General features: G+C 74.7%; 14 protein-coding genes. 12 read left to right on the top strand and 2 right to left on the bottom strand.

Annotation, left to right across the window (positions count from 1 at the left end; all coding sequences use genetic code 11):
• The first annotated feature begins 7 nt into the window (after positions 1–7).
• The 11 genes from IO20_RS0115250 (at position 8) to IO20_RS0115200 (ending at position 11,606) form a co-directional block, all read left to right on the top strand.
• Positions 8–2,158, top strand: a complete 2,151-nt coding sequence (locus IO20_RS0115250; RefSeq protein ID WP_030545527.1) for an ATP-binding protein — start codon at positions 8–10, stop codon at positions 2,156–2,158.
• Positions 2,159–2,213: 55 nt separating this feature from the next.
• Entirely contained in the window at positions 2,214–3,356 is a 1,143-nt protein-coding gene (locus IO20_RS0115245) for a sulfite oxidase (RefSeq protein ID WP_030545525.1), read from the top strand.
• A gap of 133 nt (positions 3,357–3,489) precedes the next feature.
• Positions 3,490–4,320, top strand: coding sequence for an NAD(+) synthase (nadE, locus tag IO20_RS0115240; RefSeq protein ID WP_030545524.1), 831 nt, complete (start codon positions 3,490–3,492; stop codon positions 4,318–4,320).
• A 106-nt stretch (positions 4,321–4,426) separates the two neighbouring features.
• Positions 4,427–4,813, top strand: coding sequence for a VOC family protein (locus tag IO20_RS0115235; RefSeq protein ID WP_030545522.1), 387 nt, complete (start codon positions 4,427–4,429; stop codon positions 4,811–4,813).
• Between the two features lie 112 nt (positions 4,814–4,925).
• On the top strand, positions 4,926–5,606 hold the full coding sequence (locus tag IO20_RS0115230) for an ABC transporter permease (protein WP_030545520.1): 681 nt from the start codon (positions 4,926–4,928) through the stop codon (positions 5,604–5,606).
• Entirely contained in the window at positions 5,603–6,277 is a 675-nt protein-coding gene (locus IO20_RS0115225) for an ABC transporter permease (protein WP_030545518.1), read from the top strand. Before IO20_RS0115230 ends, IO20_RS0115225 begins: the two co-directional genes overlap by 4 nt.
• Entirely contained in the window at positions 6,274–7,224 is a 951-nt protein-coding gene (locus tag IO20_RS0115220; RefSeq protein WP_030545516.1) for an ABC transporter substrate-binding protein, read from the top strand. Before IO20_RS0115225 ends, IO20_RS0115220 begins: the two co-directional genes overlap by 4 nt.
• Positions 7,225–7,258: 34 nt before the next feature.
• Positions 7,259–8,614 carry an alpha/beta fold hydrolase gene (locus IO20_RS0115215; protein WP_051874208.1) on the top strand — a complete coding sequence of 452 codons (1,356 nt, stop codon included), beginning with the start codon at positions 7,259–7,261 and terminating at the stop codon, positions 8,612–8,614.
• Between the two features lie 68 nt (positions 8,615–8,682).
• Positions 8,683–9,831, top strand: a complete 1,149-nt coding sequence (locus IO20_RS0115210) for a GntR family transcriptional regulator (protein ID WP_030545512.1) — start codon at positions 8,683–8,685, stop codon at positions 9,829–9,831.
• A gap of 90 nt (positions 9,832–9,921) precedes the next feature.
• A complete protein-coding gene (locus tag IO20_RS0115205; RefSeq protein ID WP_030545510.1) occupies positions 9,922–10,857 on the top strand; it encodes an SIS domain-containing protein in 936 nt (311 codons plus the stop codon).
• Positions 10,854–11,606 (top strand): PIG-L deacetylase family protein, encoded by a 753-nt coding sequence (locus IO20_RS0115200; protein ID WP_030545508.1) that lies wholly within the window; start codon positions 10,854–10,856, stop codon positions 11,604–11,606. Before IO20_RS0115205 ends, IO20_RS0115200 begins: the two co-directional genes overlap by 4 nt.
• Positions 11,607–11,627: 21 nt before the next feature.
• Here IO20_RS0115200 and IO20_RS0115195 read toward each other — a convergent pair whose 3' ends face one another.
• Both IO20_RS0115195 and IO20_RS0115190 read right to left on the bottom strand, forming a co-directional pair.
• The gene (locus IO20_RS0115195; protein ID WP_030545506.1) at positions 11,628–12,407 is read right to left on the bottom strand and encodes a VOC family protein; all 780 of its coding nucleotides are present in this window, start codon (positions 12,405–12,407) and stop codon (positions 11,628–11,630) included.
• Between the two features lie 101 nt (positions 12,408–12,508).
• Positions 12,509–13,486: an NAD(P)/FAD-dependent oxidoreductase gene (locus tag IO20_RS0115190; RefSeq protein WP_030545504.1), complete on the bottom strand. Its 978-nt coding sequence runs from the start codon at positions 13,484–13,486 to the stop codon at positions 12,509–12,511.
• A 66-nt stretch (positions 13,487–13,552) separates the two neighbouring features.
• On the opposite strand from IO20_RS0115190, the gene IO20_RS0115185 reads away from it, so the two are divergent.
• A complete protein-coding gene (locus IO20_RS0115185) occupies positions 13,553–14,140 on the top strand; it encodes a helix-turn-helix domain-containing protein (RefSeq protein WP_030214771.1) in 588 nt (195 codons plus the stop codon).
• Positions 14,141–14,309: the final 169 nt, after the last annotated feature.

Here is a 14,309-nt window from a genome sequence, read left to right as displayed (position 1 = left end):
TCCGCTCATGAGGGAGACTGCTCCCGTGCGTGGACATCTGCCGGACGAGAACCCCGGTTTCGTGGGACGCCGCACGGAACTGGAGCGCGTCTCCGCCGCCTTGGCGGAGCACCGCCTCGTCACCGTGACCGGCGTCGGGGGAGTGGGGAAGACCCGGCTCGCGCTGCGCGCCGCGCACCGCGCCGCCGAACGGTACCCGGACGGCGCCTGGTGGACCGACCTCACCCCGCTCGACGGCGACCGGCTCCTCGTCGCCCTCGTCGCCGACTCCGTCGACCTCTCCGACCACACCCCCGGCATGGCCACCACAGGCCTCTGCCGCCGGCTCGCCGACGACCGGCTGCTGCTCGTCCTCGACTCCTGCGAGCACCTCGCCGCGCCCTGCGCCCGGCTCGTCGCCGAACTCCTCGCCGCCGCCCCCGGGCTCACCGTCCTCGCCACGAGCCGGTCCCCCCTGGGCGTCGAAGGGGAGCGGGTGATCGCCCTCGACCCGCTGCCGCCCACCGGACGGGACGCCGTGGAGCTGCTCCGGCGGGCCGCCGGGGAGGACCTCCCCGCCGCGGGGCCCGCCGGCGAGATCTGCGTACGCCTGGAGGGCATCCCGCTCGCCCTGGAACTGGCCGCGGCCCAGATCCGTCTCCAGGGCGTGGAAGCCGTCAGGGACCAGCTCGGCACCCGCTTCGACGCCCCGCCGGAAGCCCGCTTCGACCTGCTCGCCCACCCCGAGCGGGTATGGCCGAGCCGCCACCAGACCCTGCGCGCCGCCATCGGCTGGAGCCACGAGCTGAGCGCCCCGCTCGAACGCCTCCTCTGGGCCCGCCTCTCCGTCTTCCGCGGCCCCTTCGACCTCGCGTCGGCGACCGCCGTGTGCATCGGCGGCCCGCTGAACCGGGCCACCCTGCCGGACGCGCTCGCCGGCCTCGTCCGCGCCTCCGTCGTCCGCCCGCTGGACGGCGCGGGCAGACACCGGATGCTCGACACGATCCGCGCGTACGGGGCGACCTGGCTGGAGCGGACCGGGGAGACCGGCACCGTCGCCGACCGGCACGCCGCCCACTTCCGGGGTATCGCGCGCCGGGCGGAGACCGAATGGCACGGCGCCCGCCAGCTGCGCTGGTACCGGACCGTCGACGCCCACCACACCGATCTGCGCACCGCCCTGGACCGGCTCCTTCGCACCGACCCCGACGGGGCCCTCGACCTCGTCGGCTCCGTCGCCTTCGCCTGGTCGTGCCGGGGCCGCCTGCGCGAGGCCCGCGACGGCCTCGAACAGGCCCTGGTCCTCAGTGAGGCCCGCGGCCGGCCCAGGGCCCGCGCCCTGTGGGCGCTGGGCGTCACCCTGGTCCTCCAGGGCGAGTTCGGCCCGGCCCAGGAGATCAGCGAACGCTGCGCCCGCGAGGCCCGGTACGCGGAGCACACCGAGGGCACGGAGCACGAGGACCGGTACGCGGTCCCCGCACAGCGCGAGCCGGGCGACCCGCCCCGGCCCCGTCCCGGCCCCGGTGACCTCACCCTCGACGCCGCCGCGCTCGCCGGGCTCCTCGCCCTGACCACCGGCCGCCCCATGGCCGCGTACGTCGTCGTCGGCCACGTCCTCGACGCCGTCCATGGCGGCCCCGCCGGCTCGGCGGACTCCGCCGCCCGGCTCCGCTGCCACCTCGTCCGGGTCTTCGCCCTCACCGGCCTCGGACGGCTCGCAGAGGCCAGGGACCGGGCGCTCGCCCTGCGCGCCCGGTGCGAGGACCTCGACGAGCACTGGATCCGCACCGCCCTGGAGTACCAGCTCGCCCTCACCGGCCTCCTGGAAGGCGACCCGGCCGCCGCCGCAGGCCACGCCCGCGCCATGCTCGAAGGCACCAGGGCCCTCGGCGCGAGCCTCGGCGTCGCCCTCGGCCTCGACGTCCTCGCCACCGCCCTCGCGGCGGCCGGTGACGGGGAACGCGCGGCCGACGTCTCCGGCACCGGGGAGGCGTACTGGCGCTCCACCGGCCAACCCCGGCGCGGCCTGCCCGGCCTGCGGGCCCTGCACGAGAAGTACACGGACACCGTGCGCGCGACGATCGGCGAGCCGGCGTACGAGGAGATCTTCGTCCGCGCCCTCACCGGCCTCCCCCAGGACGGCCTCGACCGCGCCCTGCGCGGCCCCCGGCAGACCTGAGGCCCCGGCCGGGCACCGACGTGCCCGGCGCCGGGGCGCGGCGCACCATGAAGGCATGGACGAAACCCCGGGCGGTCTGAGCGGCATCAGCGCGCCAGGGCGCGTGGCGGCTCCGGACGAGGGCGTCACCGAGCAGGAGCTCGCCCTCGCCGCCCGCAACCACGGACTGCCCCTGGAAGCGCTGCGGTACGACGTCACCCCGCCCGGCCTCCACTACGTACTGACGCACTACGACATCCCCGCGACCGACGCGGACGGCTGGCGGCTCACCGTCGGCGGTCGGGTGCGCCGGACGCTCGACCTGGACCTCGACGCCCTGCGCGCCCGCCCCGCCACGACCCGTCGCGTCACCCTGGAGTGCGCGGGCAACGGCCGCGCCCGGCTCACGCCCCGCCCGGTCAGCCAGCCCTGGCTCGTCGAGGCCGTGGGGACCGCCGAGTGGACCGGCGTCCCCCTGGCGGCGCTGCTCGCCGAGGCCGGGATCGCCGACGACGCCGTCGAGGCGGTGTGCACGGGCGCCGACCACGGAGTGGAGCGGGGCGTCGAGCAGGACTACCGGCGCGCCCTGCCCCTGTCGACGGCCGCCGACCCGGCCCGGGACGTCCTCGTCGCGTACGAGATGAACGGCGCGCCCCTGCCCCCGCAGCACGGCAGCCCGCTCCGGCTCGTCGTCCCCGGCTGGTACGGCATGGCCCAGGTGAAGTGGCTCCACGACATCACGCTCACCGCCACCCCGTACACCGGCTTCCAGCAGAGCGTCGCCTACCGGCTGCGGCAGGCGGCGGAGGACCCGGGTGAGCCGGTGACCCTCATCGCGCCCCGGGCCCTCATGGTGCCGCCGGGATTCCCCGACTTCATGTCCAGGACCCGCGTCGTCCGGCCCGGACCCGTGCCGCTCGCCGGGCGCGCCTGGTCGGGCCACGGGCCGGTCACGCGGGTCGAGGTGAGCGAGGACGACGGGACCACCTGGGCGGAGGCCGAGCTGGTCCCGGACCCCGCGCATCCGTGGGCCTGGACCGCCTGGCGCACCACCTGGACGGCGACACCCGGGCCGCACCGCCTCACCGTGCGGGCCACCGACGCGGCGGGCAACGCCCAGCCGCTGGTCGCGGAGGAGACGTGGAACCTCGGCGGCTTCGCCAGCAACCTCGTCCAGCGCGTCGAGGTCCTCTGCACCCCGGACGTGTCCGCTGCCTGAGGCCGGGACGGACGGGGCAGGGCGACGGCCCGGTGCCCCGGTGCGTAAAGTCGACCTTCGTACCCTTGTCGGCGCGCTGTTCCGATGCCCCCGTGCCCGGCCGCCGCCGACCGACCCTGACGAGGAGACCTCCGTGACCGACCCGGCGTCCACCGCCCTCCAGCAGCAGATCGCCCGGGACCTCCAGGTGGCCGAGCTCTTCGACCCGCGGGCCGAGATCGAGCGCCGCGTGGCCTTCCTCACCGAGCGCCTCACCTCCACGGGGCTGCGCTCCCTCGTCCTCGGCATCAGCGGCGGCGTCGACTCCACCACGGCGGGCCGGCTCTGCCAGCTCGCCGTGGAACGGGCCCGGGCCGCCGGTCACGGCGCCGTCTTCTACGCGATGCGCCTGCCGTACGGCGTCCAGGCCGACGAGAGCGACGCGCAGACGGCCCTCGGCTTCATCCGCGCCGACCAGGTCCTCACGGTGGACGTCAAGGCCGCGAGCGACGCCGCCCTGGACGCCTGCCTGGCCGGGGGCGTGACCTTCCGCGACGCCCACCACCAGGACTTCGTGCAGGGCAACATCAAGGCCCGCCAGCGGATGATCGCCCAGTACGCCGTCGCCGGCGCCCACGACGGGCTCGTCGTCGGCACCGACCACGCCGCCGAGGCCGTCTCCGGCTTCTTCACCAAGTTCGGCGACGGCGCCGCCGACGTCGTCCCGCTCACCGGCCTCACCAAGCGGCGCGTCCGCGCGGTCGCCGCCGAGCTGGGCGCCCCTGCCGAGCTGGTGTGGAAGACCCCCACCGCCGACCTGGAGACGCTCGACCCGGGCAAGCCCGACGAGGACGCGCTCGGTGTCACGTACGACGACATCGACGACTTCCTGGAGGGGAAGCCGGTCGCCGAGGCCGCCTTCGCCTCGATCGTCCGCCGGTACCGGCTCACCGAGCACAAGCGACAGCTGCCGATCGCGCCCTGAGCGCCCCGTGAGGCGGTGGGCGGCGGCCTCCCGGGCGGCGGGGTCCGGACGGGCGGCGGATCCTGGAAGGGGTGCCTCGCGACAGGACCCCGGAAGGGAGCACGTCATGTTCGGCGAAACCCCGGCGTTCAGCGGCTTCTCGGTCGACGACCTCGACGCCGCCCGACGCTTCTACGGTGAGACCCTCGGCCTGAAGGCGGAGCTGGAGGGCGAGGGCGAGATGCGGATGCTCTTCCTCACCCTGGCAGGAGGGGCGCGGATCTTCGTCTACCCCAAGGACGATCACGCCCCCGCCACCTTCACGATCCTCAACTTCGAGGTCGACGACATCGACCGGGCCGTCGACGAGCTGACGGGGCGCGGCGTGACCCTGGAGCGGTACGCGGACTTCGAGGCCGACGAGAAGGGCGTCATGCGGGTCGAGGGCGGACCGGCCATCGCCTGGTTCAAGGACCCGGCCGGCAACGTCCTGTCGGTCCTCCAGGAGGGCTGACCCGCAGCCCGCAGCCCGCAGCCCGCCGTGGGGCACCGGACCCGGCGCCGCGCCCGTCCCCGAACGGACCGGCCCGCGTGCGCGGCGGCCCCGTACCCCCTCGAATGGGAGGGTGATCGCGCCGCCCGACGACTGCCTCGCCCGCAACGAGTGGATCTGCGGCGCCTACCTCTCCACCCGGCGCGAGATCCTCGGCGACGCGGTCGTCCAGCACCTCCAGCTGACCGCCGTCTCCGTCGCCCTCGCCCTGCTGCTCGCCCTGCCGCTCGCGGTCGCGGCCCGCCGCTGGCGCCTGGCGGCGGGCCCGGTCCTCGGGGTGACCACGCTCCTGTACACGATCCCGGCGCTCGCGATGTTCTCGCTGCTCCTGCCCGTGTACGGGCTGTCCGCCGCCCTGGTCGTGGCCGGGCTCGTCCTGTACTCCCTCACCCTCCTCGTCCGCAACCTCCTCGCCGGACTCCGCGCCGTCCCCGAGGAGACCCGGCAGGCCGCGCGCGGCCTCGGATACGGGCCGGTCAGACTGCTCCTCGCCGTCGAACTGCCGCTCGCCCTGCCCGCCGCCATGGCCGGGCTGCGGATCGCCACCGTCTCCGCCGTCTCCCTCGTCACCATCGGCGCGATCGTGGGCCACGGCGGGTTGGGCAACCTCATCTACTCCGGCATGAACACCTACTTCAAGGCCCAGGTCCTCACCGCCTCCGTGCTCTGCGTCCTCATCGCCGTCGCAGCCGACCTGCTCCTCCTCGGCGTACAGCGCCTGCTCACTCCCTGGACCCGCGGGCGGGCCGCGTGACCACCCTCGCCGACGCCTGGTCCTGGCTGACCACCTCCGCGCACTGGTCCGGCGAGAACGGCGTCTGGCACCGGCTCGGCGAGCACGTCTTCCTCACCGTCGTCTGCCTCGCCCTCAGCTGTCTCGTCGCCCTGCCGACCGCCTTCGTCCTCGGCCACCTCGGCAAGGGCGGCGCGCTCGCCGTGAACCTCGCCAACGCGGGCCGGGCCGTCCCCACCTTCGCCGTCCTCGTGGTGCTCCTGCTCAGCCCGATCGGCGCGTACGGCGACTGGCCGACGATCATCGCCCTCGTCCTGTTCGCCGTGCCGCCGCTCCTGACCAACGCGTACGTGGGGATGCGGGGCGTCGACGCCGACGTCGTACGGGCCGCCAGAGGCATGGGCATGACGGGCGGCCAGACCCTGGCCCGGGTCGAACTGCCCCTCGCGCTGCCGATGGTCCTCACCGGCGTACGGATCGCCGCCGTCCAGCTCGTCGCCACCGCCACCGTGGCCGCCCTCGCCGGCGGCGGCGGACTCGGCCGGATCATCACCGCCGGGTTCAACCTCGCCTCCACACCGCAGGTCGTCGCCGGCGCCTGTCTGGTCGCGGCGCTCGCACTCCTCGTGGAGGGCGTCTTCGAGGGCCTCCAGCGCCTCGCGCCCACCGGGGCGCGGGGGAGCGGCGCATGAGACCGCCGGGCGTCCCCGTCACGGTCCTCTGCCTCCTCCTCTGCGCCACCGGCTGCGCCGCGGGACCGTCCCTGGAGGACCGGGACACGGTCACGGCCCCGCCGGGCGACAGCCGCCGGCTGACCGTCGGCTCGGCCGGCTTCACCGAGAGCGACCTGCTGGCCCAGATGTACGCCCTGCTGCTCCAGGAGGCCGGATTCCGTACGAAGATCCTCTCCGTCAGCAACCGGGAGCTGTACGAACCCGCCCTGGAACGCGGCCAGATCGACGTCGTAGCGGAGTACGCGGCGACCTTCGCCGACTGGCTGAACGCCAAGGCCAACGGGGCGGACGCGCCGACCGTCGGCTCTCCCGACCCGGCCAGGACCATGACGGCGCTCCGCGCGCTCGCCGGCCCGCGCGGCCTCACCGTTCTCGACGCGGGCCGCGCCGTCGACCAGAACGCCTTCGCCGTGACCGCCGCCTTCGCCGCCGAACACCGTCTGAAGACCCTCAGCGACCTCGGCGCCACCGGTCTCCCCATCCGCCTCGCGGCCGGTGACGAATGCGTCAGTCGGCCGTACTGCGCCCCGGGTCTGAAGGAGATCTACGGCATCGACGTGACCGCCGTCGACCCCAAGGGCGTCGGCACCACCCCGGCCAAACAGGCCGTCCAGAACGGGCAGGACCAGCTGGTGCTCACCACGACCACCGACGCCACGCTCGACGACTTCGGGCTCGTCCTGCTCGCCGACGACAAGCACCTGCAGAACGCCGACCACATCGTGCCCGTCGTGAACCGCGCCCGCGCCGGGAGCGAGCGCGTCACCCGCGCGCTCGACCGGCTCAACACGGTCCTGACCACGGCCGACCTGGCCCACCTCAACGAGCAGGTCGACAGCTGGCGCCGCCTGCCCGAGGACGTCGCACGGAACTACCTCGTGGACAAGGGCCTTGTCCGGGGGTGACAGGCCCCGGCACGATCCGTACGGCACCCCACGTATGATCCACTGTCCTCGCGGGGGCGTACCGAACAGGAGCAGCGACAGCGTGACCACCTACCGGCAGCCGGGACTCGTCCTCACCGACCACCGCTTTCCCGTCCCCCTCGACCACTCCCGCCCCGACGGCGAGCGCATCGAGGTCTTCGGCCGCGAGGTCGTCGCGACCGGCAACGCCGGACCCGACCGGGAGCGGCTGCCCTGGCTGGTCTACCTGGAGGGCGGCCCCGGTTTCGGCGCCCGCCGCTTCATCGGCCCGCAGGCCTGGCTCGGCCGGGCCGTCAGGGAGTTCCGCGTGCTCCTCCTCGACCAGCGGGGCACGGGCCGCTCCACCCCCGCCAACCGCCAGACCCTGCCCCTGCGCGGCAAGCCGGCCGAACAGGCCGACTACCTCACCCACTTCCGCGCCGACTCCATCGTCAAGGACTGCGAGCTGATCAGGCGCCGGCTGACCGGCGGCGCCCCGTGGACGGTCCTCGGCCAGAGCTTCGGCGGCTTCTGCGCCGTCCACTACCTCTCCACCGCACCCGAGGGCCTGGAGCGGGTCCTGATCACCGGCGGACTGCCGTCCCTGTACGCCGGCGCCGACGAGGTCTACCGCGCCGCCTACCCCCGCATCCGGCGCAAGAACGAGGCCCACTTCGCCCGCTACCCGCAGGACGCCGAACGGGCCCGCGCCATCGCCGCCCACCTCCTCGACCACGAGGTCACCCTCCCCGGCGGCGGCCCGCTCACCGTCGAGGCCTTCCAGTCCCTCGGCATCCTCCTCGGCTCCGGCGACGGCACCCACCAGCTCCACCTGCTCCTGGAAGGCGCCTTCGTCCCCACCCCCGGCGGGCCCGCGCTCGCCGACGCCTTCCTCGAACAGGTCCAGGCACACCTGTCGTACGCCGGACACCCGCTGTACGCCGTGCTCCACGAGGCCATCTACGCCCAGGGGCGGGGCGCCACCGACTGGGCCGCCGAACGCGTCCGCGCCGAGCACCCCGAGTTCGACGCCCGCGCCGCGCTCGCCGAGGGCAGGCCGCTCCTCTTCACCGGCGAGACCGTCCACCCCTGGCACTTCACCACCGACCCCGCCCTGCGCCCGCTCCGCGAGACCGCGGAACTGCTCGCCGCCCGCACCGACTGGGCCCCGCTCTACGACCCCGAACGCCTCGCCGCCAACCAGGTGCCGGTCGCCGCCGCCGTCTACCACGACGACATGTACGTCGACACCGCCCACTCCCTCGACACCGCGCGCACCGTACGCGGACTGCGGACCTGGGTGACCGACGAGTTCGAGCACGACGGCGTCCGCGCAGGCGGACCGCGCGTCCTCGACCGACTGCTCGCGCTCTCCCGGAACGAGATCTGACCACTTCCGCATAGGATGCGGCGCGCCCCGGAGGACCGGGGAGCGCCGCGAGCGAGAAGGGGGCCCGGATGACGGGACGCGAGACACCGGCGTCCGGCCGGGAGCTGAAGTTCCGGGCCCTGATGGCCGAGCTGCGGCGCGGCATCCTCGACGGCACCTGGCCACCCGGCAGCAAACTGCCCACCGAGCGCGCCCTCGCCACCGAGACGGGCCTGTCGGTGACGACCGTCCGCCGCGCCTACGAGGACCTCGTCGCCCTCCGGCTCGTCGAGCGCAGACAGGGCGCGGGCACCTTCGCCGCCCACCGCCCCGAACGCGACGCCACCGGACAGCGGATCGTCGGCGTCCTCGTCCCCGACACCACCTTCTACTACCCGCGCGTCCTCCAGGGCATCGAGAAGGAACTCGCGGCGGCCGGCGCCCGGCTGGTCCTCGCCTGCTCCCACTACGACCCCGACGAGGAGGACGCCGCCGTGGCGCGCCTCCTCTCCGCAGGTGTCCACGGGCTCCTCCTCGTCCCCAGCCTGCACACCGCCACCGACCCCGGACGGCGCGCCGAGGAACTCCTCGCCCTGCCCGTCCCCGCCGTCCTCGTCGAGCGCAGGCTCGCCGCCCACGGTCCCGGCGACCCCACCGAGCACGTCTGCACCGACCACGAGGGAGGCGCCTACGACGCCGTACGCCATCTGCGCGCCCTCGGCCACGAGCGCCTCGGGCTCGTGGCCCGTACCGACGCGCCCACCACCGCGCCCATCGAGTCCGGCTTCGCCCGCGCCCTCACCGACCTCGGGCTGCCCGACGCCCCGCCGTGCGAGCGGGACGTGATGGCCCGCTGGGACCCGGAGCGTGCCGACCGGGCCCTCGCCGCGCTGCGGGACGCCGGAGTCACCGCCGCGCTCTGCTTCGGCGACCGTGAGGCCGCGCTGATGCTCGGCGCGGCCCGCCGGGCAGGCGTACGGGTCCCGGACGACCTCGCCCTGATCAGCTACGACAACGAGTTCGCCGACGTCGCCGAGACCCCTCTGACGGCCGTCTCGCCGCCCAAGTACCAGCTCGGCAGACTCGCCGCGCAGATCCTGCTCCGGCGTCTCGCCGAGGGCGACGCCGCCCCGCTGCACCAGGTGCAGCTGCGCCCCCGGCTCGTGATCCGCGCCTCGTGCGGCGGCGGAGGCGTGACCGGGGGCATGACCGGAGGCGTGCAAAAGTCCAAGGGGTGAGTTCCCATTGCTCATGGAGTGCTCTTGGCCGATGCCGGTAGAACTCGGTGCGGACCCCGCGAGGGGACCCTGCGAGGAGAGGACCCGGACATGAGCAGCACCCACGTCGGCGCGGAGATCGCCGGCCAGCCGGACTGCTGGCGCCGTGCCGCCGAGACCGCCGACCGCCAGGCGGGCCTGCTGCCCGCGGACGGCGAGCGCGTGGCGGTGGTGGGCTGCGGCACCTCGTACTTCATGGCCCGCGCCTACGCCGCCCTGCGGGAGTCCCTCGGCGCGGGCGAGACCGACGCCTTCCCCGCCTCCGACGCCACCCCGCTCGGCCGCGGTTACGACCGGATCGTGGCCCTGACCCGCTCCGGCACCACGACGGAGGTGGTGAACCTGCTCGGCCGCGCGGCGGGGAGCGTGCCCACGCTCGTCCTCACCGGCACACCCGGCAGCCCGGCCGGGCAGCTCGCCGACCAGGTCGTCGACCTCGGATTCGCCGACGAACGCTCCGTCGTGCAGACCAGGTTCGCCACCACGGCCCTCCAACTCCTGCGCGCCGGACTCGGGGTGGACCTCGGGCCGTCGGTCTCCGACGCCGAACTCGTCCTGTACGAGCGGCTGCCCGCCGCCTGGGAGCGGCAGGGCCAGTTCACCTTCCTCGGCACCGGCTGGACCGTGGGCCTCGCCGACGACGCGGCGCTCAAGCTGCGGGAAGTGGCCCGCGCCTGGACGGAGTCGTACGCGGCCATGGAGTACCGCCACGGTCCGATCAGCATCAGCGACCGGTCCAGTCTCGTCTGGTGCCTCGGCCCGGCGCCGTCGGGGCTGCGGGAGGAAGTGGAGTCCACCGGCGCCCTGTTCGCCGCCGACGCGATCGATCCGGTGGCCGCGCTCGTCCGCGCCCAGCGGCTCGCGGTCGCCCTCGCGGCCCGGCGCGGCCTCAACCCCGACCGCCCCCGGAACGTCTCGCGTTCGGTGATCCTTTCCGGAGCGTTCCGCCCGACGGCCTCCGAGGCGGCCCGTATTCTGCGGGCATGACGGAAACCGACATCACGGCCCTCGCGGAGATGCCCGGCGACTGGCGGCGCGCCCTCGCCGTCGTCGCCCACCCCGACGATCTGGAGTACGGCTGCGCGGCAGCCGTCGCCGCCTGGACGGACGCGGGGAAGGAGGTCGTCTACGTCCTCGCCACCCGGGGCGAGGCCGGTATCGACACGCTGGCGCCGGACGTCTGCGGTCCGCTGCGCGAGCGCGAGCAGCGGGACAGCGCCGCCGTCGTCGGTGTGGACACGGTCGAGTTCCTCGACCACCGCGACGGGGTGATCGAGTACGGGCTCGGGCTGCGCCGCGACATCGCGGCGGCGATCCGCCGCCACCGCCCCGAACTCGTCGTCACCCTCAACCACCGCGACACCTGGGGCGGGGGTCCAGGGGCTCCCTGGAACACCCCCGACCACCTGGCCGTCGGCCGTGCCACGCTCGACGCGGCGGCCGACGCGGGGAACCGCTGGATCTTCCCCGAGCTGATCGAGCGGGGCCTGGAGCCCTGGAGCGGCGTCCGTTGGGTGGCGGTCGCGGCCTCCAGCACCCCGACCCACGCGATCGACGCGGCCCCGGGCCTGGACCGCGCGATCCGCTCGCTGCTCTGCCACCGCGCCTACATCGAGGCCCTGACGGACGAGGACCCGGAGACGTACGTCCGTGACTTCCTCACCATGACGACCGGCGGTGCGGCCGCCCGCTTCGGCGGCCGCCCGGCGGTGACCTTCGAGCTCTTCGCGCGCTGACACGGACGCGCGCGGGCGGTGTCAGCCCATCGGTGCGGGCTTGAGTACCGCGAAGGGCGCGCCGAAGGGGTCCTTGAGCCAGGCGATGCGGCCGACGTCCGGGATGTCGGCCGCGGGCATCACGACGGAGCCGCCGTTGCCCTGGGCGGAGGCGGCGATCGCGTCGGCGTCCTCGACGGCGAAGTACGGGATCCAGCGCGGACCCTCGGTGAAGTCCTGGAGTTCGGCGGCGCCGCCGAAGGAGGCGTCCTCCTGGTCGCCCTCGGCGGTGGAGACGACCCGGTACGTCATGCCGGGCGCTTCCATCTCCGCCCAGCGCCAGTCGAACAGGGTCCGGTAGAAGCCGAGGACGGTCTCCGGGTCGGCGACGTGCAGCTCCACCCAGACCAGGGTGTTGGTGGACGAGGTCCGCTGGAGGCCCTGGACCGCACCGGGCTGCCAGATCGCGAACCGGGCGCCGCCCGGGTCGGTGAGGGCGGCCATCCGGCCCGCGTCCATGACGTCGAAGGCCCCGAGGCGGACGGCGCCGCCCGCGGCCTCGGCCGCCTTCTGGGTGGCGTCCGCGTCCGGGGTCTGGAAGTACACGGTCCAGGCGCTGTCCGCGCCCTCCTCGGTGAGCGGGCCGAGTGCGGCGACCGTGCGGCCGTCCTGCTGGAAGAAGCCGTAGCCGCCGCCCTCGGGTCCCGCGGAGAGGAGCTCCCAGCCGAAGACGGCGCTGTAGAACTCCTTCGCCGCATCGGTGTCGGGGCTGCCGAGATCGAGCCAGTTGGGAGAGCCCTTGGTGAACTGCGTACCGAGCATGGGAGGTGTCCTCTTCTTCCGTCGTCCGTGGCTGCGGCTTCCGGCCACCATGGCCGATCCTCGTCTGCCCGGTCCCGTGGCGCAGCCCCGGACGCCCGGGTTCATCCGACCGGCCGACCGGCCACCTTCGCCTCCAGGTCGGCGAAGTGCAGTTCGGCGTTGAGCGCGGCACCGGCCCGGTAGCCCCGGCTCACCGCGTTGACCACCTGTTCCTGCGGCCCCGTGACGTTCCCGGCCGCCCACACGCCCGGCACGCTCGTGCGGCCCGTCTCGTCGACCGCCACGAACTCCCCGAAGGGGGTCTCGCGCAGCTCCGCGCCGAGCTGCCGCAGCACCCCGTCGCGGGCCGCGAACCGCGAGGCGGCGGCGAAGACGACCGAACGGGCCACGGTCCGCCCGTCGGCGAGCCGCACCCCGGTCAGCCGGTCGTCCTCCACCGCGAGCCCCGTCACCTCGCCCCGCTCGACGCGGACGCCCGCCGCGTCGAGCAGGGCCGCGTCGTGCTCCGAGAGTTCCCCGGCGGTGTGGAGGAACAGGGTCACGTCCTTCGACCAGTGCGCCACCATGAGCGCCTGGTGCGCGGGCATCGTCGGGTGGGCGATCACACCGAAGGCCTCGTCGCGGACCTCCCAGCCGTGGCAGTACGGACAGTGCAGCACGTCCCGCCCCCACCGCTCGGCGAGTCCCTCGATCGCGGGGAGCTCGTCGACGAGGCCGGTGGTGACGACGAGCCGCCGCGCGCCGACCGTGCCCCCGTCCGCGAGGGTGACGACGAAGCCGCCCTTCCCGTCCGGCTCGGCGCCCGTCACCTCACCGGCGCGCAGGTCGACCCCGTATCCGGCGATCTCGGCCCGTCCCGCCGCCAGGAAGTCCGCCGGGCCCATCCCGTCCCGGGACAGGACGCCCTGCGTGTGCGCGGCGGGGGCGTTGCGCGGCTCGCCGGCGTCGACGACGAGGGTCCGGCGCAGGGACCGGCCCAGGATCAGGGCGGCGCTGAGCCCGGCGGAGCCCCCGCCGACCACCACCGCGTCGTAGGCGTACGTGTCGTTCTCCAGAGGTGCGTGCTGCTGTGCGTTCATGGGACGAGCGTCGCCGGGCCCGATGGATCCGGCAAGTGAACTTGCCGTTTCTGCAACAATGGACGCATGACCGAAGACGACCGCATCGACGCCGTGCTCAACGAGGTCGGTCCCCGGCTCCGCCGGGTCCGCCGCGACCGCGGGGTGACCCTGGCCGAGCTGTCCGCCGACACCGGCATCTCCGTGAGCACCCTCTCCCGGCTCGAGTCGGGGCAGCGCAAGCCCAGCCTCGAACTGCTCCTGCCGCTCGCCCGCGCCCATCAGGTACCGCTCGACGAACTGGTCGGCGCCCCGGCGACGGGAGACCCCCGCATCCGGGCCAAGCCCATCGTGCGCCACGGCCGCACGATGTTCCCGCTGACCCGGCAACCCGGCGGCCTCCAGGCGTACAAGGTGATCCAGGAGACGTCGACGGAGCACCCGGAGCCGCGGGTCCACGAGGGGTACGAGTGGCTGTACGTGCTCTCCGGGAGGCTCCGGCTCGTCCTCGGCGAGCACGACGTGGTCCTCGGGGCGGGCGAGGCGGCCGAGTTCGACACCCGCGTCCCGCACTGGTTCGGGCCGGCGGGCGAGGGGCCGGTGGAGTTCCTGAGCCTCTTCGGTCCGCAGGGGGAGCGGATACACGTCAGGGCGCGCCCGAAGAAGCCGGAGTAGCGCGGGCCGGGCGGCGGGGCGCGCCCAGCCGGGAGACGGGGGGCGCCCGGCCCGGAGACAGGGGCCCGGCCCGGAGGCAGGGGCCCGGCCCGGAGACGGGGCGCGCCCGCCCGCTCCCGCCTTCCGGAACCCAAGAAGTCCCGCCGAGCCGTTCCCTCAAGGGCAAGCG

The sequence above is a fragment of the Streptomyces exfoliatus genome (assembly GCF_000725545.1).
GTDB lineage: Bacteria > Actinomycetota > Actinomycetes > Streptomycetales > Streptomycetaceae > Streptomyces > Streptomyces exfoliatus.
Note: the sequence above shows the minus strand (reverse complement) of the source record. Positions and strands in the feature narration are given on the sequence as shown.

Bases quoted from the DNA above. Each gene is read 5' to 3' on its own strand.
- IO20_RS0115250 (WP_030545527.1), top strand. From the start codon at position 8: ATGAGGGAGACTGCTCCCGTGCGTGGACATCTGCCGGACGAGAACCCC.
- IO20_RS0115245 (WP_030545525.1), top strand. From the start codon at position 2,214: ATGGACGAAACCCCGGGCGGTCTGAGCGGCATCAGCGCGCCAGGGCGC.
- IO20_RS0115235 (WP_030545522.1), top strand. From the start codon at position 4,427: ATGTTCGGCGAAACCCCGGCGTTCAGCGGCTTCTCGGTCGACGACCTC.
- IO20_RS0115220 (WP_030545516.1), top strand. From the start codon at position 6,274: ATGAGACCGCCGGGCGTCCCCGTCACGGTCCTCTGCCTCCTCCTCTGC.
- IO20_RS0115215 (WP_051874208.1), top strand. From the start codon at position 7,259: ATGATCCACTGTCCTCGCGGGGGCGTACCGAACAGGAGCAGCGACAGC.
- IO20_RS0115210 (WP_030545512.1), top strand. From the start codon at position 8,683: ATGACGGGACGCGAGACACCGGCGTCCGGCCGGGAGCTGAAGTTCCGG.
- IO20_RS0115205 (WP_030545510.1), top strand. From the start codon at position 9,922: ATGAGCAGCACCCACGTCGGCGCGGAGATCGCCGGCCAGCCGGACTGC.
- IO20_RS0115200 (WP_030545508.1), top strand. From the start codon at position 10,854: ATGACGGAAACCGACATCACGGCCCTCGCGGAGATGCCCGGCGACTGG.
- IO20_RS0115195 (WP_030545506.1), bottom strand. From the start codon at position 12,407: ATGCTCGGTACGCAGTTCACCAAGGGCTCTCCCAACTGGCTCGATCTC.
- IO20_RS0115190 (WP_030545504.1), bottom strand. From the start codon at position 13,486: ATGAACGCACAGCAGCACGCACCTCTGGAGAACGACACGTACGCCTAC.
- IO20_RS0115185 (WP_030214771.1), top strand. From the start codon at position 13,553: ATGACCGAAGACGACCGCATCGACGCCGTGCTCAACGAGGTCGGTCCC.